The sequence below is a fragment of the Chitinophaga sp. 10T418 genome, assembly GCF_056394125.1.
This window is the reverse complement of sequence record NZ_JBFTHG010000002.1, coordinates 555,382-580,810: the sequence shown is the minus strand read 5'-3', so window position 1 is coordinate 580,810 and position 25,429 is coordinate 555,382. Positions and strand designations below refer to the sequence as shown.

At 43.2% G+C, this 25,429-nt stretch carries 21 protein-coding genes; 15 read left to right on the top strand and 6 right to left on the bottom strand.

From position 1 onward, the window contains the following. Positions 1-45 precede the first annotated feature (45 nt). The 4 genes from AC1DCV_RS06745 (at position 46) to AC1DCV_RS06730 (ending at position 6,050) form a co-directional block, all read left to right on the top strand. Positions 46-858 carry an SDR family NAD(P)-dependent oxidoreductase gene (locus tag AC1DCV_RS06745; protein ID WP_477022471.1) on the top strand — a complete coding sequence of 271 codons (813 nt, stop codon included), beginning with the start codon at positions 46-48 and terminating at the stop codon, positions 856-858. A 43-nt stretch (positions 859-901) separates the two neighbouring features. Continuing rightward, the gene (locus AC1DCV_RS06740; RefSeq protein WP_477022470.1) at positions 902-3,094 is read left to right on the top strand and encodes an outer membrane protein assembly factor BamB family protein; all 2,193 of its coding nucleotides are present in this window, start codon (positions 902-904) and stop codon (positions 3,092-3,094) included. Between the two features lie 36 nt (positions 3,095-3,130). After that, positions 3,131-4,045 carry a sugar phosphate isomerase/epimerase family protein gene (locus AC1DCV_RS06735; RefSeq protein ID WP_477022469.1) on the top strand — a complete coding sequence of 305 codons (915 nt, stop codon included), beginning with the start codon at positions 3,131-3,133 and terminating at the stop codon, positions 4,043-4,045. 229 nt (positions 4,046-4,274) lie between these two features. Then, positions 4,275-6,050 (top strand): SGNH/GDSL hydrolase family protein, encoded by a 1,776-nt coding sequence (locus tag AC1DCV_RS06730; protein WP_477022468.1) that lies wholly within the window; start codon positions 4,275-4,277, stop codon positions 6,048-6,050. A gap of 191 nt (positions 6,051-6,241) precedes the next feature. Here AC1DCV_RS06730 and AC1DCV_RS06725 read toward each other — a convergent pair whose 3' ends face one another. From AC1DCV_RS06725 to AC1DCV_RS06705, 5 genes are read right to left on the bottom strand one after another with little or no spacing between them, the layout of a single operon-like run. After that, positions 6,242-7,015 (bottom strand): LytR/AlgR family response regulator transcription factor, encoded by a 774-nt coding sequence (locus AC1DCV_RS06725; protein WP_477022467.1) that lies wholly within the window; start codon positions 7,013-7,015, stop codon positions 6,242-6,244. Continuing rightward, positions 7,012-8,088: a sensor histidine kinase gene (locus AC1DCV_RS06720; protein ID WP_477022466.1), complete on the bottom strand. Its 1,077-nt coding sequence runs from the start codon at positions 8,086-8,088 to the stop codon at positions 7,012-7,014. The genes AC1DCV_RS06725 and AC1DCV_RS06720 overlap by 4 nt, the downstream gene beginning before the upstream one ends. Before the next feature lie 17 nt (positions 8,089-8,105). Continuing rightward, on the bottom strand, positions 8,106-9,080 hold the full coding sequence (locus tag AC1DCV_RS06715; protein WP_477022465.1) for an NAD-dependent epimerase/dehydratase family protein: 975 nt from the start codon (positions 9,078-9,080) through the stop codon (positions 8,106-8,108). 9 nt (positions 9,081-9,089) lie between these two features. Then, on the bottom strand, positions 9,090-9,893 hold the full coding sequence (locus AC1DCV_RS06710) for an SDR family NAD(P)-dependent oxidoreductase (RefSeq protein ID WP_477022464.1): 804 nt from the start codon (positions 9,891-9,893) through the stop codon (positions 9,090-9,092). Positions 9,894-9,899: 6 nt separating this feature from the next. Then, positions 9,900-10,523, bottom strand: a complete 624-nt coding sequence (locus tag AC1DCV_RS06705; RefSeq protein WP_477022463.1) for an START domain-containing protein — start codon at positions 10,521-10,523, stop codon at positions 9,900-9,902. A gap of 200 nt (positions 10,524-10,723) precedes the next feature. Between AC1DCV_RS06705 and AC1DCV_RS06700 the strand changes: the two genes are divergently transcribed. The 7 genes from AC1DCV_RS06700 to AC1DCV_RS06670 all read left to right on the top strand — a co-directional run bounded on the left by AC1DCV_RS06700 (position 10,724) and on the right by AC1DCV_RS06670 (position 18,977). After that, positions 10,724-11,839 carry a tetratricopeptide repeat protein gene (locus tag AC1DCV_RS06700; RefSeq protein ID WP_477022462.1) on the top strand — a complete coding sequence of 372 codons (1,116 nt, stop codon included), beginning with the start codon at positions 10,724-10,726 and terminating at the stop codon, positions 11,837-11,839. Between the two features lie 86 nt (positions 11,840-11,925). Beyond that, positions 11,926-13,527, top strand: coding sequence for a beta-N-acetylhexosaminidase (locus tag AC1DCV_RS06695; RefSeq protein WP_477022461.1), 1,602 nt, complete (start codon positions 11,926-11,928; stop codon positions 13,525-13,527). Between the two features lie 48 nt (positions 13,528-13,575). Continuing rightward, the gene (locus AC1DCV_RS06690; RefSeq protein ID WP_477022460.1) at positions 13,576-14,370 is read left to right on the top strand and encodes a DUF6597 domain-containing transcriptional factor; all 795 of its coding nucleotides are present in this window, start codon (positions 13,576-13,578) and stop codon (positions 14,368-14,370) included. Between the two features lie 76 nt (positions 14,371-14,446). After that, entirely contained in the window at positions 14,447-14,818 is a 372-nt protein-coding gene (locus AC1DCV_RS06685; protein ID WP_477022459.1) for a VOC family protein, read from the top strand. Positions 14,819-15,000: 182 nt separating this feature from the next. Further along, a complete protein-coding gene (locus AC1DCV_RS06680) occupies positions 15,001-16,107 on the top strand; it encodes a metallophosphoesterase (protein ID WP_477022458.1) in 1,107 nt (368 codons plus the stop codon). A gap of 241 nt (positions 16,108-16,348) precedes the next feature. Next, positions 16,349-17,809: a hypothetical protein gene (locus AC1DCV_RS06675; protein ID WP_477022457.1), complete on the top strand. Its 1,461-nt coding sequence runs from the start codon at positions 16,349-16,351 to the stop codon at positions 17,807-17,809. 115 nt (positions 17,810-17,924) lie between these two features. Next, positions 17,925-18,977, top strand: coding sequence for a glycoside hydrolase 5 family protein (locus AC1DCV_RS06670; protein ID WP_477022456.1), 1,053 nt, complete (start codon positions 17,925-17,927; stop codon positions 18,975-18,977). 78 nt (positions 18,978-19,055) lie between these two features. Here the strand turns inward: AC1DCV_RS06670 and AC1DCV_RS06665 are convergent, their stop codons facing one another. Further along, positions 19,056-19,991 carry a hypothetical protein gene (locus tag AC1DCV_RS06665; RefSeq protein WP_477022455.1) on the bottom strand — a complete coding sequence of 312 codons (936 nt, stop codon included), beginning with the start codon at positions 19,989-19,991 and terminating at the stop codon, positions 19,056-19,058. Positions 19,992-20,315: 324 nt separating this feature from the next. Between AC1DCV_RS06665 and AC1DCV_RS06660 the strand changes: the two genes are divergently transcribed. From AC1DCV_RS06660 to AC1DCV_RS06645, 4 genes are all read left to right on the top strand, one after another. Beyond that, positions 20,316-21,707, top strand: coding sequence for a serine/threonine protein kinase (locus tag AC1DCV_RS06660; RefSeq protein ID WP_477022454.1), 1,392 nt, complete (start codon positions 20,316-20,318; stop codon positions 21,705-21,707). A gap of 1,454 nt (positions 21,708-23,161) precedes the next feature. After that, positions 23,162-23,434: a hypothetical protein gene (locus tag AC1DCV_RS06655; RefSeq protein ID WP_477022453.1), complete on the top strand. Its 273-nt coding sequence runs from the start codon at positions 23,162-23,164 to the stop codon at positions 23,432-23,434. A gap of 34 nt (positions 23,435-23,468) precedes the next feature. After that, entirely contained in the window at positions 23,469-24,905 is a 1,437-nt protein-coding gene (locus AC1DCV_RS06650; RefSeq protein WP_477022452.1) for a serine/threonine protein kinase, read from the top strand. Then, positions 24,895-25,353: a MauE/DoxX family redox-associated membrane protein gene (locus AC1DCV_RS06645; protein WP_477022451.1), complete on the top strand. Its 459-nt coding sequence runs from the start codon at positions 24,895-24,897 to the stop codon at positions 25,351-25,353. The genes AC1DCV_RS06650 and AC1DCV_RS06645 overlap by 11 nt, the downstream gene beginning before the upstream one ends. Positions 25,354-25,429 lie beyond the last annotated feature (76 nt).

The window sequence follows — 25,429 nt, the reverse complement described above, 5'->3', positions numbered from 1 at the left end:
TGTTCTCCTGTTGGTCCACCTTTGTGTAATCACAAATGGATCAATATGAAAGTCAATTCACTGAACAACGTAAAAGGAAAGACCGCATTTATAACCGGGGCCTCCTCCGGCATCGGAGAAGCATTTGCATGGAAACTGGCCGCCGCCGGCTGCCACCTGGTACTCACTGCCCGCTCCGGCGATAAGCTAAAACAAACAGCCGCGGCCATCCGGGAGCAACATAAAGTGCAGGTGCATTATTATACCGCCGACCTCACCCAACGCGATGCTCCAAAGTATTTGTATGAACAGGTGCAACAGGATAAACTGCGTGTAGACCTGCTCGTTAACAATGCCGGCTTTGGCAAATGGGCGCATTTCCTGGATGAAACAGCCCCGGTGTATACCGATATGATACAGGTCAATATCGATGCGGTAGTACAGCTGACTCATTTGTTTTTGCCTGCCATGCTGGAACGCGGTACCGGCGGCATTATTAACGTGGCGTCTACCGGGGCATTTCAACCTTGTCCTTACATTGCAGTATACTGTGCTACCAAGGCATTTGTACTGAGCTTTTCAGAAGCATTGTATGGTGAGTATAAAGACAGCGGGATCACGGTAACTGCCGTATGCCCGGGCAATACACAAACGGAGTTTTTTGCAGTGGCCAATGCCAATACCAGTGGAATGCCTTTTGATACGCCGGCGCGTGTAGCAGAAGATGGGCTGAGGGCGTTGTTGAAAGGAAAAACGTATAATGTAGTGGGCTTCTCCAATTATCTGCAGTCTTTATCTGCCCGGTTCTTTCCCCGCAGGATGGTGATAGGTATTGTAAAAGGGATGTTTGCAAAGCGGGTGCCTGCCCTGGCGAAGTAGTTGGCAGCCTTTGGTGTAGTTTTCTGAAAAAATCATTTTAAAAATGATATTTTTAAAGGAACTGAGAACCAATATTGCTTTTCTGATGCATTCCACTACAACCCGGCTGCTGATTATTCCCATATTATTGATGGCCTGTACTTCCCGCAACAATGCACACCGTACCTGGCAGGTATATGGTGGCAGTAAGGAGAATATCCACTACAGCGCCTTAACAGCACTCGATACCAGCAACGTATCCCAGCTGAAAGTAGCCTGGACCTATCATACCGGCGATGCAGAAGAAATGTCGCAGATACAGGTAAATCCGGTAGTAGTGGGAGATATGCTTTATGGGGTTTCTCCCAAACTCAAATTATTTGCCGTTAATGCTGCTACCGGCAAAGCAGTCTGGGTATTTGATCCGGTGAGCCTTTCGGGAGAAGTAAAAGGCAAAGGCTATTTCCAGTTCAACGCCTGCCGTGGCGTTACTTATTATGAAAGTGGTGCTGACCGGCGCATATTTTATACTGCGGGCGCAAAGCTATATTGTATCCATGCGGGCAACGGACAGCCCATTACTTCTTTTGGTGACAGCGGGTATGTAGACCTGCATCATGATATGGGTCGTAACATGGACCAGTTGTATATTACTTCTACTACACCCGGTATTATTTATCATGACCTGATTATTGTTGGCACCCGCGTAGCTGAAGAGGCTGGCGGGGCGCCCGGTTATATCAGGGCCTATGATGTACATAGTGGTAAGCTGAGATGGATCTTTCATACCATTCCGCAGCCCGGTGAAGCCGGCTACGATTCCTGGGAAGACAAAGACGCATGGCAGCATACCGGCGGCGCCAACGCCTGGGCAGGGTTTAGTCTGGATGAAGAGAAAGGGATTGTCTTTGCCCCGATAGGATCTGCCTCCTACGATTTTTACGGCGGCCGGCGTAAAGGCAATGACCTTTTTGCCAATTGTGTGCTGGCACTGGATGCAGCAACCGGCAAGCGGATCTGGCATTTTCAAACCGTGCATCACGATGTATGGGATCGCGATTTACCTACTGCGCCTATGTTGGTAACCGTAAAGAAAGAAGGCCGGAAAATAGACGCCGTAGTGCAGGTGACAAAAACAGGATTCATTTTTTTACTGGATAAGAACACCGGGCAACCATTGTATCCCGTGGTAGAAACCCGGGTGCCGGCAGATACTGCATTGCCCGGAGAACAGCTATCGGCCACGCAACCTATTCCTTCTTTTTTTAAACCTTTTGTAAGACAGGCATTGCTGGAGCAGGACCTGAACAAAATAGTGCCGGATAGCTCCTACCAGGATATCAGGGCAAGACTGGCAACTTATAAAACCGGTCATCTTTTTAATCCGCCTTCCAGACAAGGCACCATGATTTTCCCGGGCTTTGACGGCGGTGCAGAATGGGGCGGCCCCGCAGTAGATCCCGAAACGGGTATCCTTTATGTAAATGCCAGTGAAATGCCCTGGATACTCACCATGGTAGATGCAAAAGATCAGCATACAGCAACAAAAGAAACACAGCTGCAGGCAGGGCAACGATTGTATACCACCTATTGCATGGCCTGTCATGGACCGGAACGCAAAGGCAGCAGCACTTTTCCTTCTCTCGTAAATATCCGGCAAAAGTATAATGAACCGGCCTTTACCCAACTGGTAGATGCCGGGAGAAGAATGATGCCTGCTTTCAAACAGCTGGACAGCACCGAGAAAAAAGCACTGGCAGCCTTTATCCTGGATATAAAAGAAATACAACAATCACCGTTTGTAGCCTTGCGGAAGAACGTAGATGCCTATACGAATTTGCCTTACCGGGCCACCGGGTATAATAAATTTTTAACGAAAGAAGGCTATCCTGCTGTAGCGCCACCATGGGGAACACTGAGTGCCATTGACCTGAACACCGGACAGTTGCTATGGAAAGATACCCTGGGTGATTACCCGGAACTCAAGGCCAGGGGCATTCACAGCGGTACCGAAAATTATGGAGGCCCGGTTGTCACCGCCGGCGGTTTACTGTTTATTGCCGCTACGACAGACAGTAAGTTCAGGGCCTTTAATAAAAGAACCGGACAACTGCTATGGGAAACGACCTTGCCCGCCTGTGGCTTTGCTACGCCGGCCATCTATGAAGTAGCAGGGAAACAATATGTGGTAATTTCCTGTGGTGGTGGTAAGCTGGGAAAAAAGTCAGGGGACACCTATCTTGCCTTTTCTTTGTAACATGCGTATCCGTCAACATTTAAAATATCTTTTACTATGAGTATTTCAAGAAGAAATTTTCTGATGAAAGGAACCCTGGCACTGGCCGGCACTGCACTGATGCCAAAAGGATTGTTGGCAGCAACTGGGGCTAAACCGGTATTAGGCATCCAGTTATATTCTATCCGTGATGATATGAAAAAAGATCCGGCCGGCACACTGAAACAGCTGTCTGCCATGGGGTATAAGTATGTAGAGCATGCAGGATATAGTAAACGGAAGTTTTATGGTTACAATGCCACCGATTTCAAGAAAATGCTGGGTGATCTGGGCCTGTTAATGCCCAGCGGACATACTGTGATGGGAAAACAACATTGGGATGCTGCCAAAAATGATTTTACAGATGAATGGAAATATACGGTGGAAGATGCCGCTATCCTTGGACAGCAATTTGTGATCAGCCCATGGCTGGACGAAAGCCTGCGTAAAAACTATGATGACTTTAAAGCCTACATGGACGTATTCAATAAAAGCGGGGAGCTGTGTAAAAAGTCAGGTATGAAATTCGGCTATCATAACCACGATTTTGAATTCAGTCAGCAGCTGAACGGACAGAAAATTTTCGACCTGATCCTGCAAAATACAGATCCTTCTCTGGTGGCCCAGCAGCTGGATATCGGTAATATGTATCATGCAGGTGGTGTGGCATTGGATATCATTAAGCAATACCCCGGCCGGTTTGAGCTGATGCATGTAAAAGATGAAATCAAAACCACGAAAGGAGAAATGGGTAGCAACTATGAAAGCACTGTACTGGGCAAAGGAATTATACCAGTGAAAGAAGTGATTGACCTGGGTAAGAAGTCCGGAGGCACCCGCTATTTTATTATTGAACAGGAATCTTACCAGGGGCAGACTCCATTGAATGCTGTACGTGATGATCTGCAGGTGATGAAGAAATGGGGATATTAATTTAATCGTTCCGGCCAAACAAATTTTGCCGCAGCATGATAGGTTTGCCGGTGTGTGGCAGATTATTGAAAACTGATTCGCAAAAATGATGTCAGCAAGGTGTGGCAGCTTGTAACAGGAAAACCAGGTTATCATGTTTCCCATGATAATGTATTATGTCCGCTCAATTTGAGCGAACTTGCGAAACGATTGTTACTATTTTAACTACAGTGAAAAAAGTATCCTACTTATGAAGAGGAAAATAATCTGGGGAATGGCCTTACTCTCCTTGCTGGTCAGCGTATGTGCAGCACAGGCGCAACGTGCTTTTAAAACCTGGATACCGGCTGCGGATAGCAGCGTTTATGCATTGGAAGGACAGGGCTGGAAGGATGGGCTGTATCATTATTACGACCGGTTACCGCAACGGGCAGAAGCTAAGGTGCGGAAGCCTGTCTGGAATTTATCGCTTAATAGTGCCGGGCTTAGTCTGCGGTTCAGAACAGATGCAGATGAGATCGTCATTAAATATACCGTCACCAGTGTATTAAACATGCCGCATATGCCATCTACCGGTGTGAGTGGGGTGGATATGTATGCAAAAAGTATTGATGGGCAATGGATGTTTTGTGCCGGAAACTATAGTTTCAAGGATACCATTGTTTATCGGTTTACCAATCTGAAAAAGCAGGATCATCATGTAAAGAATGTAGACTATACGCTGTACCTGCCTCTCTATAATTCTGTAAAATGGCTGTCCGTGGCAGTACCGGAGGAAAGTGCATTTACACCTATACCGGTGCGTAAGGAAGCACCTATTGTAGTGTATGGTACCTCTATTGCCCAGGGAGGCTGCGCTTCCCGCCCGGGAATGGCATGGACCAATATCCTGGAGCGAAAACTGGACAGGCCGGTGATCAATCTTGGGTTTTCTGGTAATGGGCGTTTGGAAAAAGAAGTGGTACAGTTCCTGACAGAAATTGATGCGGGCATGTATGTACTGGATTGTTTGCCTAATCTGACAACAGCAGATATTACCGAAGTGGAACTGAAAAAACGTATTACCGAAACCATTAGGGAACTGCAACGTAGGCGGCCGGGTGTTCCCATCTTATTGACGGCGCATGATGGATATAGTAATGACTCCACCAATACGCAAAGCAGGGAAGAATATACGCGTGTGAATGTGACTCTGCAGGCAGTGGTGGACACTATGTTAAAATCCGGTGTTGAAAATATCAGTTTATTGACCAAAGAAGAAATAGGCCAGGATCTGGAAAGCATGGTGGATGGGGTACATCCCAGTGATTTGGGAATGATGAATTACGCCAATGCATATACGAAGAAAATAAAAAGTATTTTAAAGGAGCATCCGGGCAACAGCGTTACCACTACACCTGTTACACAACGCCGTGATGCCAGTACCTACGACTGGGAAACCAGGCATAATGAAGTACTGGCGTATAATAAAATGCACCAGTCCAGGGTGGTATTTATGGGTAATTCCATTACACATTTCTGGGGAGGAAAACCCGTGGGCTCTGTGATCAGGGGTAGTAGTTCATGGGATAAATACTTTGAACCAAAACGCGCGGTGAACATGGGTTTTGGCTGGGACCGCGTAGAAAATGTATTATGGCGGGTACAGCATGGGGAACTGGATGGCATTTCCCCTGCATATCTGGTGTTGATGATAGGCACCAATAACCTGCAATTGAACACGGATGAGGAGATTGTGAGTGGGTTAAAGAACCTGTTGCAGGTAATACAGGAGAAGCAACCGGCTACGCGGATTATATTGATGGGTATTTTGCCACGAAGGAATATGGAAAGCAGGGTAGCCGGGATTAACCGGTTAATAGCCCGTATTCCGGATAATAAGAAAATACAGTTCCTCGATGCCGGGGAATTATTTTTGCAGGCGGACGGGAAAATTCAGGAAGGACTTTTTTCGGATGGCCTGCATCCGAAAGAGGAGGGGTATGAAAAACTGGGGGCATTGATTAATAAGTACCTGAAGATGTAGGGGAAAATAGAGTGAGGTCGGTTACATTTCCTACATTAGCCAGGTATTAATGTAACAGGGAGCCTCACTGTAGTCTCATCAGGATGGTCGGGTGACAGGTGATAAATATGGTGGAACCCAATGAAGTGCACCTGATTCCCATACCAGGGCCGTTATCTTACCGCCGCTAACCGGGTTGGTGAGCGGAATGCTTATTCATCCGGGCTGAGATAATCTTTTCCTTCGAGCCAGTTTTTGAATTCCGTAACCCTTTCACGGCTAATAATAACATCAGTATCAACATCGGGTGCTAATTGAAGAATTAATCTACTATTGTAGTAGGTGGTTATTTTTTTGATGGCATCTATATGAATAATAAACTGTCGGTTAATGCGGAAGAACTGATTTCTGTCCAGCAGTTTCTCTATCTGATCCAGCGAATAATCCAGTGGTACCCGCTGATTAGTGGACGTAGTGGCCCAGGTAGTCCCCTTGGAAAATTGCAGCCAGGCAATATCTCTGGCTTTTACATAGATCAACTGATTATTGATCCGGCCAATAAAACGGGTACTGTCACGGCGCAGGAACTCTTCTGCAATCCGGCTGATGTCTATCGTATAATTGTTGGCAGGCCTGAACTGTTCATACTTTTTCAGGGCATTTCGTAATTCTTCCAGGTCAATCGGCTTCATTAGGTAATCGATGCTGTTTACCTTGAAAGCCTGCAGGGCAAAGCCATCGTAGGCAGTGGTGAAAATAATCGGTGTCCGGACTTTTGTTTTGTTGAATAGTTCAAAACAGTTGCCGTCAGATAACTGTATATCCATCAGCATCAGGTCTACCGGCTGTTTTTGTTCCAGCCATTTAAGTCCTTCGGCTACGGATTCAATAACAGCGGCTATTTCAATGTCTGCATTACATTTATGCAATAACTGTGTAAGCCGTTCGGCATTATGCATTTCATCTTCAAAAATTACTATTCTCATGAGGCCGTGATAATGGGTAGTTTTACAATAAACATATCTTCCGTCTGGCAAATTTCGATGTTGCTGTTGCTGATCAAAGCATATCGTTTCTGTATGTTTTCCAGGCCAATGCCGGAGGATATTTCCGGGTTGACTTTTAATCTTACATGATTGGAAACGATCAGGAAATTACCTTCACTTTTAATGGTGATCACCAATGGATCCTGTGCAGAAAACCGATTGTGTTTGATCGCATTTTCTATCAGCATCTGCAAAGTCACCGGCGGTATCATGCCTTTTGTTTTCACTTTTTCAGATATGTCGGTGATGAATTGAATGCTTTGCTGGTGGCGGATGCGGATCAGGAAAAGATATGCATCCAGGAAGTCCAGTTCTGTTTGTACCGCCACCAGGTTTTCAAATTTCTTATCAAGTATATACCGGTAGGTCTTTGCCAGCTGCGTAATATAATCAGCGGAAAGATCCGGGCTTTTATACACCAGGTTTGTCAGCACACTTAAAGAATTAAAAAAGAAATGCGGATCTATCTGGTTCCTCAGCGCATCATATCGGGCCTGAATATTTTCGCGCATCAGTCTTTCTGTTTGCAACTGGTATTCTTTCCATTCAGAATAATAAAAGACGATCCCGTTAAACGCCAGTATCAGCAGGTAAAACATGAAGATACCGAAGTTGAGGTCATAACTGAATCCGAGGAAACTTTCCCAGGCTTCATAACGATGAAACAACAAGGCATCGGCTGCGCCATAGCAGAAACTAAACAGGAAGGCCATCAACAGGCCATATATCACCAGGCTGCTGCATAGGATGACCAGCCGGGTGGAAGTGTTTTTGTGGACCGTTTTTTTCTCTATGGTCCGGGCCAGCCAGGAAGCACCTTCCCAGGCGAGCAGGCCAAATACCACATAGATCAAACTGAACATCTGTCCCCGGAAATCCAGCATCCGCAAGCGGGTGGTGAAAGTATGGTCAAAGGATTTAAAAATGGTGCTGAACGTATACAGGATCAGTATCCTGGACAGGTACAGAAATACTTTGCTCGAAAACAATTTTTCATTCTCTTGAAAATTCATCTGGCGTTTGTATGTTACTAAATGTAGTTATTTTCCTTAAACCAGGTGAATGCACCGGAAACGGCAGCTTCTACCGGGGTATAATGCAGTTGTAATTCCCGTTCTGATTTTTTGCCGGTATAGTAGTTATCCAGGCATAACATATAGGCAGTGCTGTAATTTAGTTTTCCGGAGATACCCGGCAATGAGCCGATCATACCGCCAATTTTCAACACGAACCTAGGGATAGGGACCAGGAGTTGCCGTTTCCCGGAGATCTTTTTCAGCAGCCGGAAAAATTCGCCGTAGCTGAGGTTTTGACCAGCCAGCAGGTAACAGTCGCCCATTTTCCCTTTTTCGATGGCGTTGATGATGCCCCGGCACACATCCTTGATATGTACGAAATTTTTCCCCCCCGGGGGATAAAACAGAAGCCGGTGTTTGAGTCCGTACAGGATCAGTTTACCGGAGCTGGGTTTCACATCATTGGGACCAATCATGAAAGTGGGATTCACCACGATACCCGGTAGTTGGCTGGCAGCTACCTGTTCCAGCACATATTGCTGGGCGAGGTATTTACTGTTGATATAGCCGGAATTGGCGTTGAACAGCGTAAATCCGTTCAGCTCATTGCCGGGATGGTGCTTGTCGCCGGGGCCAATGGTATTGGCGGTGCTTACGTAAATGAACTTTTCTACTTTATGTGCCAGGCAGGCGGCCGTAATATGCTGGGTGGCAGTGAAATTGGCCTTTTCGTATTCGGCAAAGGAAACGCCCCACTGTTCCGTAATACAGGCGGCATGGATCACAATGTCGCAGCCTTTCATCGCTTCCAGTACATGCTCGCTATTGTCGATATGACCAAAGAAGACATCGCAGGGAATGTCTGCAATGCCTTTCAGGTTAGCGGAGGGTCTTACAATGATCCTGATATCATATCCCATCCTGTACAGCTCCCTGGTAAGATTGGAGCCGAGGAAGCCACTGGCGCCGGTGATCAGTACTTTTTTCATTTATATTTTTTAGACAGATAATGCAAATGGTATTTCTTTCTTTACTTCCCGCGATACGATCCTCATTTTCAGTGACAGGGGGAGCAGTTGCATGAGCGCATGATTTATTTTGTTCATCAGCCCGGGGATAATTACCGGGCATCCGGCCAGGGTGCCTTTCATGGCTATCCTGGCAATTTCCGGGGTAGGCAGCAGTCCCATTTTTCCTTTCCGTCCCTGGCTGATGATCCTGCGGGAAGTATGGGAGTTGGTCATAATAGGCCCGGGATATACTACACTTACCGACAGGCCGGTGGTGGCCAGTTCTTCTTTCAGTCCGAGGAAGAAAGAAGAAATAAATGCTTTGGAAGCGGGATATACCGTTTTGTAGGCAATGGGTGTAAAAGCAGCCATGCTGGCAATGTTCATAATATAGCTTTGGGGATGCCTTAACAGGTGAGGAATCAGCAAATGAGTCAGCAGCACGGTGCTCCTCACATTGAGCATAATGATATCGTCTATCCGTTCCAGGGAGGTATGGGTAATGGAAGAAGTGCCTCCCACACCGGCGTTGTTAATGAGAAAATTGATAGCATATTTTTCCATGATAACCTGTAGTTGCTGTTTCAGTATGTCGCTGTCGGACAGATCGAATTCGAATACTTTAACGCTGACGGAATACTCCAGTTCCAGGTTGTCGGCGATAGACCGGAGGTTGCCACCGGGCAAGGCAATGAGGATGATATTCATTCCCTTTCTGGCGCAGTGGATGGCGAATTCTTTGCCAAGACCGGAACTGGCGCCGGTAATCAGTGTGTAGGTGATAGCTGACATAAACTCTTATTTTTCCAGCAGGCCTTTGAACTTGGTCATTGTCCTGAACAGGTTATCGTGAATAATCGGATCTGATACCCAGCGGGGAATTTTCTTGCTGCGGTCGGTGGTCACCATATAGGTGATCTTCATTTGCCCGCCTGCTGCTGGTTCCATGATCCATTTGCCCCTGGTACCGGTGATCCGTGTCGTTTTATTATACAAGGGAAACCGGCTGTCTGACGTACTCTCGAAAATTACTTCTGCCGTCCTGCCGGCATCTGCCGGTTCGTGGTACTGGTATAGGAGGCAGGCGTCCTGGTCGTCCATAGGCCAGGGAATATCATATTTTATATAGGTGATCCAGTGTTGGAGGTCGCCGGTGGCAGCTACTTTATAATCGCTGGCGTTGGTGTTCCATTCCATGCCACGGGCCTGGTTTTTGAAGAGCCCAATTACAGCAGGCACCCCGGCTTTTACCAGGAATACAGCTTTTATTTCCCTTACATTTTCACCACCAGCTCCCGGGATCCACCTTTCATACAACGCTATGGCATTGTCCTGCTTTACCAGTTTAAACTCACTGGTATCGCTGAATAAGGAACAGATACACATCACGCTGCTGATCAATAAAACAGGTAAGCTTTGCATACATAATGATTTATTGCAAAAGTGCGGCTTGATACGTTGGTGGCAAACGATTTTCCGCTGAGTTGTAGGATAAGACTATTGACCTGTAGAAATGCCGGTTTTATCATAAAAAAGGGGCCGCCTGCATTTGCAAAGTGCCATCTTTTTATATGACATTATGAAATACTGCGATGATCTGAATCATTGCTAAAAGCCTATATATGAAAATGCGCATCCCTTTACTACTGCTCTGTGGTATCCTTGGTGAAATGAGTGCCACAGCGCAAACCAACGCCGAAAAGGCGCGAGAAAAAACGAACGAAGCCATAAAATTAATGGACAGTGGTAAGCCCGCCGAATCCCTTCCTCTGCTGGAAGAAGCCCTGGAGCTGGACGGGGATAATGTGGATATCCGCTATGAAAAGAGCTACGCCTTGTACCTGATGGAAGATTATAAAGGCGCCCGCGATATCCTGAAGAAGCTGACCCGGAAAAAGGACATTGGCCCCAATGTATACCAGATGCTGGGCAACACCTACGACAACCTGGGAGAACCCAAAAAAGCCATTGATGCTTATGAAGATGGGATCAAACTTTTTCCGGCAGCAGGTAATCTGTACCTGGAAAGAGGCGTGATGGAAATGAAAGTGAAGGAGTATGGCAAAGCATTGAATTTTTTTGAAAAAGGTATTGAAATGGCGCCTGCATTCCCTTCGAACTATTACCGGGCAGCAAAAATATTCTGTACATCTACACAGGAAGAAGTATGGGGCATGATATACGGAGAGATATTTATGAACCTGGAGCCTAATACTGCGCGTACAGCGGAAATCAGCAAGTTATTATTTGATACTTATAAATCAGAAATCACTTTTCCAACGGATACCAGTGCGGCAGTGAGTTTTAGTAAAAATGCCGTTATTAATATCAGGTATAATCCAAAGTCAGGACCAGAGGGGCTGGCGGAGGCTCTGAAGAATATGAAAGTACCTTTCGGCAATGCGGTGTATGAAACCACACTTTCCCTGGCGCTGGCGGGTGAGCGTAGTATTGACCTGGCTTCCCTCCATCGCATCCGTACCAATTTCCTGGAAGTGTATGAACAATTGGGCCACCAAAAGAAAACACCGGTGGTACTTTTCGACTTTCAGCGGGAAGTGAAGGCCGCCGGCCACCTGGAAGCCTATAATTACTGGCTGCTGAGCGGAGGAGATAAAATCGCATTTAATCATTGGGAACTGGCCAATAATGAGAAATGGGAAAGCTTTGTGGAGTGGTTTGGAGAGCATCCTATCCACGTTACCGAAGAGAATAAATTTAATATGGCAAAGTACTGAGCATAATTTATTATTTTGTCTGCCGGCCGCTTTTAACGGCCGGCAGACTTGTTTATAGACAGGTCAGTTTAAAAACAGTGCAACATATGAAGCATCATGGATTAATGATCGTCCTCTTTTTTATGGCATCTTCGCTTGCCGCCCAAAACGTTTGCCCGGTAATACCGTTGCCGGTGAAGGCAACGAAGGGGACCGGCACATTTACCATCAGCAGCAAAACCACTATCCGGCTGGGAGATACTTCCCTGCGGTCGCTGGCGGGGTATCTGCAGGAGGAGTTATTGCGCAGGTATCAGCTCAAAGTGTCTGTGAGTAATAGTAAAGAAGCCAGTTCCATTGTGTTGAAGAAAGAAAAAGGAGGTAGTAACGAAGATGCCTATACGCTTATGATGAACCCGGCATCAACAGTAATAACGGCCAGCAATCGCGAAGGCGTATTTAATGGTATCATCTCCCTGTTACAACTCACTACTACGGCTACCGTACCAGGAAAGACACTGGCAGTTCCCTGCTGGAATATTTCCGATGCCCCGCAATATGGCTGGCGTGGTGTGATGCTGGATGAATCCCGGTTTTTCTTCGGCAAGGCGAAAGTAAAGTCGCTGCTCAACTGGATGGCCTTTTATAAATTAAATCGTTTTCACTGGCATCTGACCGATATGCCCGGCTGGAGACTGGAAATTAAAAAATACCCGTTGCTGACAACAGTAGGAGGCATAGGCAATATTGTTGACCCTAAAGCCGCCGCTGCTTATTATACCCAGGAAGATATCCGGGAAATAGTGGCCTATGCACAGGCGCGTTGTATTGTTATCATCCCGGAAATAGATATGCCGGGACATGCAGGTGCTGCCAACAGGGCCTATCCTGCTTTTGATGGTGGTGGTACGGCTAAGTATCCACAATTTACATTCAATCCGGGTAAAGAAAGCACTTATCAGTACTTATCAGACATACTAACGGAAACGGATCAACTTTTTCCCTCACAGATGATACACCTGGGAGGTGATGAAGTGACTTTCGGCAATGCAGGCTGGGATAAAGACAGCGGTGTGCTGCGTTTAAAGGAAGCGCATGGTTTACAGAGCCGTAAGGAGGTAGAAGATTACTTCATTCAACGTATGGCCGACACCGTATTAAAGCTGCACAACAGGGTGCTTGCCTGGGATGAAATAGCCACCACCACCTTAAGGGCAGACAGCACCATCGTGTGCTGGTGGAGGCATGATAAACCGGAGAGCCTGGCACTGGCTTTAAGAAAGGGATATTCTGTGGTGGTATGTCCGCGTTTGCCTTTTTATTTTGATTTTGTACAGGATAGCAGCCATAAAATTGGCCGGAGATGGAAGGATGGTGAGCTCAACAATCTGCAATCGGTATATGATTTCTCTATGGGGCAAATCCCGGCTACTGTTGGCCACGAATCGCTGATACTGGGGGTACAGGCCTGCCTGTGGACGGAGACCGTTCACAACAATAATCACCTGGATTTCCTGTTATTTCCCCGTATTGCGGCGTTGGCAGAAACCGCATGGACCAATTCCGGTCAAAAGGATTTTAACGGCTTTAAAGCCCGGTTAAAGGCGCAGCAATCGCTATATGCGAAGGATAGTCTGTATTATTTTGATATCTTCTCCCCGGGCAGGCATATAGAGTCCGGACAGGGAAGAACAGATTATATTGACTAATACCCATGGCAGCCCGTTAAAAGAGCAACATTCTTTGTAAATTTAGGTATGCGCTACGAAACTATTCCACCCCCACCTCATCTGGCCCACATCATCCGCTTTTTCTGGATGATGGAAGGAGAGGCGGGGTATACCCATCATAACATGGCAGATGCCTGTGTGGAAATGTTATTTCATTATCGTGGACGTTTTGATGAAATAGAAAATAGCGGGGAACGCAGTAGTTCTTACACTGCCGGTTTACAAGGAGCCTCCCATGTTTTGCGCCGGTACACCATTGACGACGGCTTTAGTATATTCGGCGTGTATTTTTATCCGCAGGCTATTCCATTGCTGTTTTCACTACCAGCTTCTGAACTCACCAATGTTGCTGTAGAACTGAGTTATTTGCTAAAAAGCGCGGGCATACAGCTGGAAGAAGAAATTATGGCAGCCAGCAATAACCGGGAACGTTGCAGTATCATCTGTCGCTTTACAGAACAGCGGCTGGCTGCCAGACATACAATAGAACTACCTGTCTTTTCTGCGATCCGGCATATCATCCATAACAAGCCTGACACCAGCATCGCTGACCTCGCCCGGCAATATTATTTGTCGGAGCGACAATTTGAGCGGCAGTTTAAACAATATGCAGGGTTGTCTCCCAAGCTGTTTTCGCGGATCATTCGTTTTCAGGCGGCGGCTTCTTTCTATAAACGCGATGTGATGAGTTTAGGTAGTATTGCGCTGGAGTGCGGATATTATGATCAATCGCATTTTATCAGCGACTTCAAAACTTTTTCCGGTCTGCATCCAAAGCAATTTTTCTCCGGTCACTCCGGTGCTACCGACTGGCGGGAATAATGTCGGGTTTTTCCAATTTTATGATGAACACCTTTCGCACCTTTGTGTAGAAATATCACCTTAAAATTTTGTTATTATGAAATTACCTGAAGGACACCATCAAGTAATACCTTATCTGATCCTGAAAAATGCAGAAGGATTTTTCGACTTTACAAAACAGGTATTTGGCGCAAAGGAACGTCATCGCAGCTACCAGGATGACAAAAAATCATTAAGGCATGGGGAGATCAGTATCGGTGACAGCATCATTATGTTTGGACAGACCAGCGATAACTGGGGAACAGACAATGCCGGATTATTTATTTATGTAGAAGATGCCGATGCTACTTTCAAGAAGGCGCTGGCTGCCGGTGCAACAGAAGTGATGCCGGTAACGGATCAGTCCTACGGCCGTTCCGGAGGTGTTAAAGATCCGTTTGGTAATACCTGGTGGATTACCGCAGCATAACGTGTAGACATTAGCGTTACTTTCATAAAGTGCTTAAAAGATAAGCCGGCGATATACCCGCCGGCTTTTTTTATTTTCTGCAGTTTGAAATTAATGAACTTAACAGCCAACATTTACAATTGATTAACTTAGCCGAAGATATTTGGTAGTAAATTAAAAATAGATAAAAAGTAAATCCTATCATGTCGAAACTATTACTCTCTGTCATCGGTCTTTTAAGTGCTTTCTCCAACGCCTTCAGCCAGGAGGATTCCACTAAACTTTGGGATGGTCCATACCTGTTTCATGAAGAGGGGAAGCTCATCAGCAAAGGAGTTTTGGATGGGAAAGTATATATCAGGGAGGCCGGAATGTTCATAGCCGTACAATTTAGAGATCATAAAGACTGGAATTTTGAAGTTCCGATAAAGCAGGAGCTCCTGGCGGAGCCTTCGGTTACGCAGCAGGTAGAGAAGATATTCGCTGTTTCAGATGTTGAAGGAGAGTTTGAGGCTTTCCGCAAATTGCTGATTGCGAATAAGATCATGGATAAGCATTATAGGTGGATTTTTGGTCAGGGCCACCTGGTGATTTGCGGGGATCTTTTCGACCGGGGAGAGTATGTGCCGGAGTTTTTGTGGCTACTGTATAAATTAGAGCAGGAGGCGGTATCAGAGGGAGGGTACGTTCACACACTGTTGGGCAATCACGACATAATGAATTTAAGTGGTGATGTACGGTATGTAAAACCTAAGTATTTTGAAAGTGCCAAACTAATGGGAATGGATTACATGCAATACTATGATGAATATACAGAACTCGGTCGGTGGCTGAGGACCAAAAATATTGTAGAGAAAATCGGAGATCGGCTTTTTCTTCATGCAGGGATCTCACCTCAGATAAATGCATTACGACTGCCTCTGGAAGAATTGAATACCTTATGCAGAACATACTACGGCAGGAAGAAAGCTCAAATAGGTGAAGAGGCAAAGGTATTCTTCGACAGAAATGCCCCATTCTGGTACAGGGGATATTTTATGACACCAAGAGCAAGCATGGCTACCATAGATAGTACCCTTAGCTTTTACAATTGTAGTCAGATTATTGTTGGACATACTATTTTAGCGAAGAACATAGCTATGTTCTATCAGGGAAAAGTGGTTGGAATTGACCTAGACCAGCATGAAGGAAAAAACGGAGGTATATTTTTTAGGGATGAAAAGTGGTCTATAGCTGATGACCGAGGGAAACATCATCCATTAAATTACGTGGAAGGAAACGATGAAATCAAAGATTCAGATATTCTATAAGGGGAAAACAAATGTTCGATAAGGTACCAGACAGAAGGGAAATATTCACGGCTAATTTCTTCGCAGACTGTATTTCAGTTGCAGTGATTTATAATAAATTGAAAATCGATGGTGTATGATTTTAGCATTGGAGTTAAAGCGGCTGTGCAGGAAAAAAAGCGAACAATAAGCCGTTCAACAGCTAAACATGACAATCGAGAATACTCGTAAATCCCTATTGTTATACAGTAAATGATAATCTATGCCAGCTTTCCCTCAAGCTTTAAGTCTCAGTCCTTTGAAAGACAAAAGTAACCAAAGGTATTTGTGGATCGCCATTCCACTATTAATTGTAGAGGTGATCATTTTTAAATTTTTCTACCCCTATGCAGATTTCTTTTCAGACTCTTATAGCTATATTTTTGCTGCTGCTGCTGACTTAAAAGTAAACCTATGGCCTATTGGTTATAGCAAGTTTATACAGCTTTTTCACCATTTAAGTCATTCGGATACCGCCCTGGTTGTTTTTCAGTACTTTCTGATTCAGGGGGCCACATTGTATTTATTGTTCACTGTTTTTTATTACTATCAGCCCGGTGTGTTGGTACAAAAAACATTGTTTTACCTGCTGATGCTAAATCCATTGATTTTGTATCTGAGTAATTATATTTCGAGTGATGGGCTGTTTCTTGCCCTTAGCCTGGTTTGGGCGGCACAGCTGATTCAAATCCAACATAAGCCGACGTTAATTCTGCTGTTGGTTCATTCGCTGCTGATTTTTTATGCTTTTACGGTTCGGTACAATGCCATCTATTATCCGATTATCAGTGGCATTGCCTATCTGCTATCCTCATGGAAGCGCTCCTTGAAGCTTTTAGGATTTTTATTACCAATCATATTGGTGGGAATGTTTATAAGCTACACGAGTGAACAAACGAGGAAAGTTACCGGGACAAAACAATTTTCAGTTTTTGGGGGGTGGCAGCTGGCCAATAATGCGATGTACATGTTACCTCATATCCGGGTGGATCAAGTACCGCCACCTGCCTGCAATGAATTTCATCAATTGGTACTCAGCTTTTTCGAGAAAAAAGGACCGGAGCTGAAAAACATTGGTCCTGCAGATGGCGCGGTTTATTTGAAAGGGCCCAAGGCGCCCTTAAAAGAATATTTAGCTCAAAAAATGGGAGATCGAACTGACAGTAGTGGTGGTATTGCTTCCTGGGGGGCCGTTTCGCCAGTCTATTCCGCCTATGGTGCATTTCTGGCAAAAAGCTATCCTATACCTTTCGCCAGATATTTCCTCCTGCCAAATACTTTTAATTATTTCGTTCCGCCAATAGAAAAACTGGAGATATATAACCTTGGGCAAACATCGGTATTTCCTATTGCTACTTACTGGTTTGACTATCCGAATGATAAAGTTAAAGTGGTGTCTTTACATGCTCAGAAGGCGATCCTCTTTATTTTTCCTGCCTTGTTTGGTACACTTAATCTTGTCTTTATATGGTTGCTTGTCAGTTGGTATCGGGATAAAAAATATAAGCTGGAAGACATTGGCTTTAAGAAGGCGATAATACTTGTGGTGCTATTAATATTGGTGAACGCGTGTTTTAGCATATTGGCCTCTCCAATTGTATTTCGATATATGGTATTTCTCATGGTGGTATTACTTATTTTTTCTGCGTTGGTAGTAGAAAAAATAGAATGGAAAAATAATTGATAGCACAGGATTAACAATATTTGGGTCAGGAAATAGGATATTTTTCCTATCTTGAAATCGCATGTGGATTTTGTGTGATTTTCAGGATTTATTCAGATTTTCCAGCACCAAAACTATGAGAATTCTTTTCGCCCCTGTTTTATTACTATTTGTTATTTATTCGCTGACAGCAAATGCTCAAACTACCTGGAATAAGGAGCGGGCAAAGAGCTGGTACCATGCCCAAAAGTGGTTTTGTGGTGCGAATTTTACGCCCTCCAGTGCTGTAAATCAGCTCGAAATGTGGCAGCAGGAAACATTCGATCCGCAAACAATAGACAGGGAGTTGGGTTACGGAGCAGCTATCGGATTGAATGTGATGCGGGTTTACCTGCATCATGAAGCATGGGTTCAGGACTCCGCTGGATTTAAGCAAAGGATTGCCCAGTACCTGCAGATCGCAGATAGCCATAAGATAAAAACAATGTTCGTTTTCTTTGATGATTGCTGGAGAGACGAATACCACGGTGGTCCGCAAGCACCTCCTATACCCAGTGTCCACAACAGCAGGTGGTTGAAAGATCCCGGTAGCAGAATAGACCGTGAACCGGAGCTCATGGATACGTTACAAAATTATGTGCTGGATATTCTAAACACATTAAAAGATGACCAGCGGATTATTGCCTGGGATTTGTATAATGAACCAGGACATTTCGGGCACGGGGACAAAAGCTGGCCGCTGCTGAAGAACGTAGTTGCCTGGGCAAGGTCGGTGCAGCTCAGCCAGCCGATTACCATTGGGATCTGGAATAAAGACTTCAAAGATTTCAATAAATTCCAGTTGGAAAATTCTGATGTGATCAGTTTTCATAATTATAGGGACTCTGTTTCGATGCAAGAGGCCATAGATACCCTGAAAAAGTATGACAGGCCGCTCTTTTGCACAGAGTACATGAAGAGGGTAAATCAAAGTACGTTTACGACAATTACACCCATGTTAAAGAAGGCAAATATCGGAGCGATCAACTGGGGACTGGTGGCCGGAAAAACGCAAACGAACTATCCACAGGGAAATAAAGGAGGAGAGGAAGAACCTAAACTTTGGTACCACGATATTTTCCATCAGGATGGGCGACCGTTCGACAATACCGAGGTTGTGTTGCTGCAGAAGCTTTGTATGGAGAGATAATCAGGATTCAAACAAAATGTCGGCCATATATATATTAAAGCGCAGAAATTGAATCGATAAGAAAACAGAAATCCGATATTAGAGTCCAGGTATCGGCTTATCACAAAATCCCGGTTTCCATAGGAAACAACCCGCGACATCTTTCAGACCATTTAAGCAATCTAAGATTTCAGATGCTGTTATGTCATTCGCCTTAGCAGCATCTGCCACTGAATAATATACATCAATAGGATTACCATTCAAATCAAACTGGGTAAGCTGAATACCGGCTTTTATTCTCTCCGATCTTTCCAGATATGCCCTGATAATGGAGGTATCAATCATTTCACATTTACCACTGCGCCAGTAAAGGTTATTGAGTAATGTGGAAGGATGAATCATGGCATCCAGAATTTCTTCCTGTGATATTTGAGTGAGTAGCTGTGCTTTTTGCAGATTTTCAAAGGTCGTAATCCGAATACCACTTTGTGAGTAGCAGGACACCAAAGACTTACGGTAAATCACATCCTGGGAGAAGGTAGCCCTTCGGAAAAGCCTGATTTTCTTGTCCAGCACATTGCCATCATTAGACCTGCGATAATTTAGCCTGTAATTTCTAACGTATGTTAATTCAAGGTTTTCAGGCCGGATATCAAGGTCATTACCATTTATGGTAGAAATTAAATAGTGCGGATTCTCCAGTGGGTATTCTTCTTTGAAGAGGAAATAAACCATACGGACGGGATCAAAAACATGATGTGCGGAACCGTAAGAAACAGTACATAAAAATCCATAACCATAGTTGCCATCTTTAAAAACGCTTCTGGGCCTGACTGTGGATCTGAATATCCGTTCCTTATAAATACGGATTGTGCCAGTTCGGTCGGTCACCATTCGTGGTACTCTTTTAACCCTTCCAAACTGCGAGATAACTGCGAATTTCTCCAGTCCAACCACAGGCATCCATATTTCTTCGGGTAAATCCGCCACGGAGAAATTGAATATGGGCAAGGGGTGTGACGCATCGTATTTCATAAAAAGCATAATTGAAAAATGGAAAACTAAATGCTCCCCCTGAAGTTCAACTTCAGTTTGGGAATGATAATGAAAACTTAATATTAATACAGTGGCTGGTTTAGGTGGAAATTGGCTATAGCTAGAGGTATCACTATGCTGTGCTTTAGAAAATCACAATATTCTATTGCCTGATAATTTACAGCAGTTGCCTACTTTAGTTTTGTGGAATTAATCACATGCCAATAGCTATCAAGTGAGACCATAAGCTAATAAAAAGCAACAATTGTATTGTTCACCTATCCGTAAAAATATCAAGTTCCAAACCATATCAAAATAGGTATAATGAATTCTCCTGACGATAATGTTTGCTATTCATATTCCTCATTATTGAAGGAAAATGGTGTAGAATATGTAGAAGATGAGGCATGGTTGTATCACGGCAAAGGCCCGTTTAAAAAGAACTGGACTATATACATTTCTATGCGTACTGACCAGGCAATAACATTGCTTAAGGTAGTTATACCTTTTTTGAGTCGGAATAAGCTTCCTTTTCGGCTGGTTAAAGACGAACTACAAAGCCTTAACCTTAATTCGGGTATACTGGGATTTACAGCCGTGGGGAAATTTCTAAGTATTTACACGAAATCGGAAAACCAGGCAATTGAAATAGTTAATGCACTTAATCCAATTATGCAGGGATACATTGGCCCTGCAGTTCCCGATGCACTCAGAATCGGCAAGAATATATATGGGCTATATGCTGCAATAATTGGGTCCCGGGACAATAAAAATGGATCTGCCGCAAACTTTGTTATACCACCGAAATCCAGTATCCCATTTAAGCTTGACAGGTATTACCCGAATACGAAAGCTAAGAAGATGTATGGTAAATGGTACTTTAAAATTAAAGACCTTAGACCAGGCCCCAAAGGAGATATTTTCCTTGCCTTAAATTTGAAAAGATTGTCTTTCAAACCAGTAGTAGTAAAGGAGGGACGCTATGGTGTGCTGGAAGATGGATACGGAAGAACAATAAAAGACAGATTACTTTGGCAACGGAGGCTGTTGGAAGAAATTGGACCGCATTTACCTACCGCTAAATTTGTTGATTATTTTGAGCAGGATGACAACTGCTATCTGGTGATTGACTACATTGACGGGACATTTCTGCCGACCAGGTTGGATGAAATAATGGTGGAGAATTCCTGGTCAAAACTCTCCACGGACAAAAGGATACGATTATTAAAATACTATATGCAAATCCTGCGAATAGTAAAAACGATTCATCAACTGGGCATCGTTTTCAGGGATATACAGGACAACAACTTTATCGTTACCAAAGATGACAAGGTTCACATTATTGATTTTGAGCTCGCTTATAAATTAAGTTCAAAAGAACCTGATCCTCCCTTTCTGTATGGTACACACGGGTATATTTCACCCGAACAAATAAATGGGGAGGCCCCGGATCCATCTACAGATATTTACTCGTTAGGTGCATTACTGGCATTTATAATTTCCGGAGAGCACCCATCTACATTTATAAATGAAGATATTGAGGGTGCGGCCAATAAGTTGAGAAGAATATCAGCAGATGATGAATTAGCCCGGATATTCCTGGAATGTACTCATTCAGATCCTAAGAAAAGACTGGTAATTGATGCATTAATTACTCAAACCCAAAAATACAGCGACTCCATTTTAAGGGGATTAGCGGTTGAATCCATTGAATAAGTATTCTTCTTTATGAAAGACCGGATATCTGGTTATTGTAAAATCCCTGTTTCCCAGGAAAACAACCAGCGGCTTTCTTCATTCAACGTTCTAAGCATTGCACTTCCAAGGGAGATCATCTTTGGCCGGAAAATAGGCCATACGGACAGGATCAAATGCCTGGAGAACAGCATTGCATCAAAGCCAATAATCTTAGCTGTCAACACTTATGATCCTTGCTGTGGATCTAAATATCTGCGCTTATATGAGTGAATTATAGCCGTATTTTTATACTGCGTTTTCTGATGTTTTTTTAACCATTACAAACTGCGGTATAACCGCAAACTTTTCTAGTTCGGGCGTCGGAATCTGAATTTCATCAGGTAAATCTGTCACAAAAAATAGAAGGTTACAAGTGATGCGATGCACCACATTTCATAAAAATGTAACTATAAAGACGGAAAAATAAATCCTTCTACTGAAGCCCTACTTCAGTTTTTAAATGATAATGAAAACTTAATATTAGAGTAGTGGCCACTTTGACCGAAAACTGGCTATTGATCTATGCAATGCTATTCCAGAATAAGCGCCTGCTCGAAATTTGTATTGAAACGGACGATTCCATCTGGTGAGAGGAAAACAGGAATAATGAGTTTACTGAATTTAAATGCAGTAGAACAGCAGAAAAAAAAAATCACAATTTTTTATTAACTGACAATTTATTGCAGTATCCTTCTTTAGTTTTACAGTCATAAGGATATGCCAACAGCAACGAATCTCAGAATAATCGAAAAGTTACATATACCCTGAATAAACTTGAAAGACCATTAAGACTGTAAACCCTTATTTATTATCATTTCATGAATTAGTATCAATTGGTTATTCCCTTTCTCGTAATCGTCTCAATGTATTTGAGCTCTTATGCAGATAGCAAACAAGCGATTCTATTTACGCAAATATTTCACCCGAAGGAATAGAAAGACGGATCCCCTAAAGTGTCTCTTACCAGGCCTTTAATATCGATGATATAAGGTGAGCATTTACCTGGAAGTCTGACATTGGAATTAGCGTTAATCGTTACAGGAGGTGTTTTCCTGTTAATTGAAAAATGTAATGCACGAAGGAATCCTTGAATGAGATCTCTAATTGAATCAACTATTCAGAAGTTTGATATGCTAGAAATGCGTCCCGAGAACTCGTGGTCATATACAATTATTGCCATGAAATAATACAAATTACTTACTTCTAACACGTCTATACAGGCATGTACATACATCTAGCGAGATGGAAAGCAACAGTGCTGTTCATATCGTGGTGAAGGGATATTGCCTGCCAGGAGGCAGTTTGAGTAGGGACGACAGATCTACACCAATGAATATTTCTTGCAGTTGGAGGGTTGCTTACAACGACATCAGACAAAGCTTGCAGCTCAAAATCAAGGTAAGTAAACATATTCCATATTTAAATTAAAGTCCGTGAAATTCATTCTTATCCTTATGTTGACATGGTCTAAGCCTGACATTAAAGACACCACAGATCTGCCTGTATCCTTTTTATATGTTTATCAGCAAGGTCTTAACGCCTATTTTAAGGTAGATGAGCATTACACTGGTAAATTCTATTTTGGGGGACAACACCCAATGAGTTATGAGGCTGCTAAAGACATTGGTCGTATTGTTTCTGAAGAGCAGCTGAAAAGAACTAAAGCAATACCGTCCATGTATAGAGGGCATTCTTATTCTTTTTAATTTCTACCATTCTATAAATTACAACGACTAATAAATGGAAGCAAAAAAGGAAATAGTTTACCGAACATATTCGTCTCTGTTGGATAGGCTGGGAATAAGTTATGTTGAAGGAGGAAACGGAGAGGAGGAAGAAGATGGATGGTTAATACATGGTACTCCATTTCTCGAGAACAATTGGGTGTTGTATATAACCGTGAAAATATCGGAGGTGGCAAATATCCTGAAAAGGATTATGCCCATTATCAAAGATAGTGAAGTGTCATTTCGATTGATCAAGAATGATGAGTATGGATATCGCTTAAATGCTGGGGCGTATGACGCCATTGATGTTGGAAAATACTTAACGCTTTATACGAAATCCATTACCCAGGCAAAGAATTTAGTAGATAACCTCTCTCCGTTGTTACAGGATTATCTTGGTCCGGAGGTTTCATACGCTCTTCGGATTGACAAGAATATTTATGGACATTGGGTTTCTATTGTAGAAAAACAGGATGAATCGATAGAAGGGCTACAGATAAATTTTGAAATACCTCTAAAGAAATTCATTCCTTTTAGTATAGGAAGACGATATAAATCCAAGAACAGTAGAAAGATGTATGGTTGGTTTTATTTGAAAGACAAAGTACTACGTCCCGGTCCCAAAGGTGACATTTTTCGGGCTCATACTTTAAAGGGGATGAAATTAACATCAGTAGTAGTCAAAGAAGGAAAACATGGTGTATTCGAAGATTTTAATGGTAGGGATATTAAGGATCGGTTTCTTTGGCAAGTCAAGGTATTGTCGAAATTGGATCCACATATACCAACAGCTAGGTTCATTGACTATTTTGAATCAGATCAAAATTGCTATTTGGTTATTGAGTATCTGGAAGGAACACTATTGCCAGAAAAAATAGCTCGGGTAAAAGATGATAGCAAATGGGATAACCTTTCTGTATCAAAACAAATTGAATTACTAAAGTATTACCTTAAAATTGTGGGTATAGTAAGAAAGATTCATTCATTTGGATTTGTGCATAGAGATATTCAGGATCATAATTTTATAATTAGTGACGACGGAAATGTCAGTATAATTGACTTTGAGTTGACCTACGATTTAGTGAATAGCGAGCCAGGAGAACCATTCTTATTGGGAACACTGGGATATGTATCTCCGGAGCAAATGAATATGGATACTCCAACAGAACAGACCGATGTTTATAGTTTAGGTGCGTTGCTCGCATATTTTATTGTAGGAGAACACCCCTCAAAATTCATTCCTGAATCCAACTCGGAATTATCAGAAGTAATGAACCAGTTTACTGATTCTTCACAATTAATTGAAATAATACGCCATTGCTTGGAGCCTGATCCAATGACCAGAATGAACATGTCAAAATTAGAGCAAGATATAACTAAATATTTGGAGTATCTCCACTTTGAGCCTATTAAAACAAAAAATATTAACGATCATCAATATGAAAACTAAAAAGATTCTATTAGAATTATTCAGCGCATCTCTGGTAATATTATTTGTATATACTGCGTCTATTAAGTTGATTAAGTTTGAGGAAAATGCGCTGGCGATGAAAGCACAGCCCCTTGTGCACTGGTTACAAAACTTACTTATTTTTGGGGTTCCTTTCTCGGAAATTATTGCGGTTGCCTTAATAGCAGTCCCTAAATGGCGAAGAATAGGGTTATACACAACATTAGGGCTATTACTTTGCTTTACGGGGTATGTGGTACTTGTTAACTTGAATTATTATGGAAGAATACCTTGTAGTTGTGGCGGTGTAATTGGATCGCTTACCTGGCAAGAACACTTAGTATTCAATTCGTTTTTTATAATTATATGCATTAGTGCGATTTTTTTAGATAGACACATTACAAATAGGGAGAATCAAAGCTCTGAGGTTAAGTTTTCCAATGGATAGGCTATGCTTTGTGCAATCAATAATTAGATGTACAGCAGAAATGCCATTTCGCATAGCAATTTTGTTAAAGTCGTTT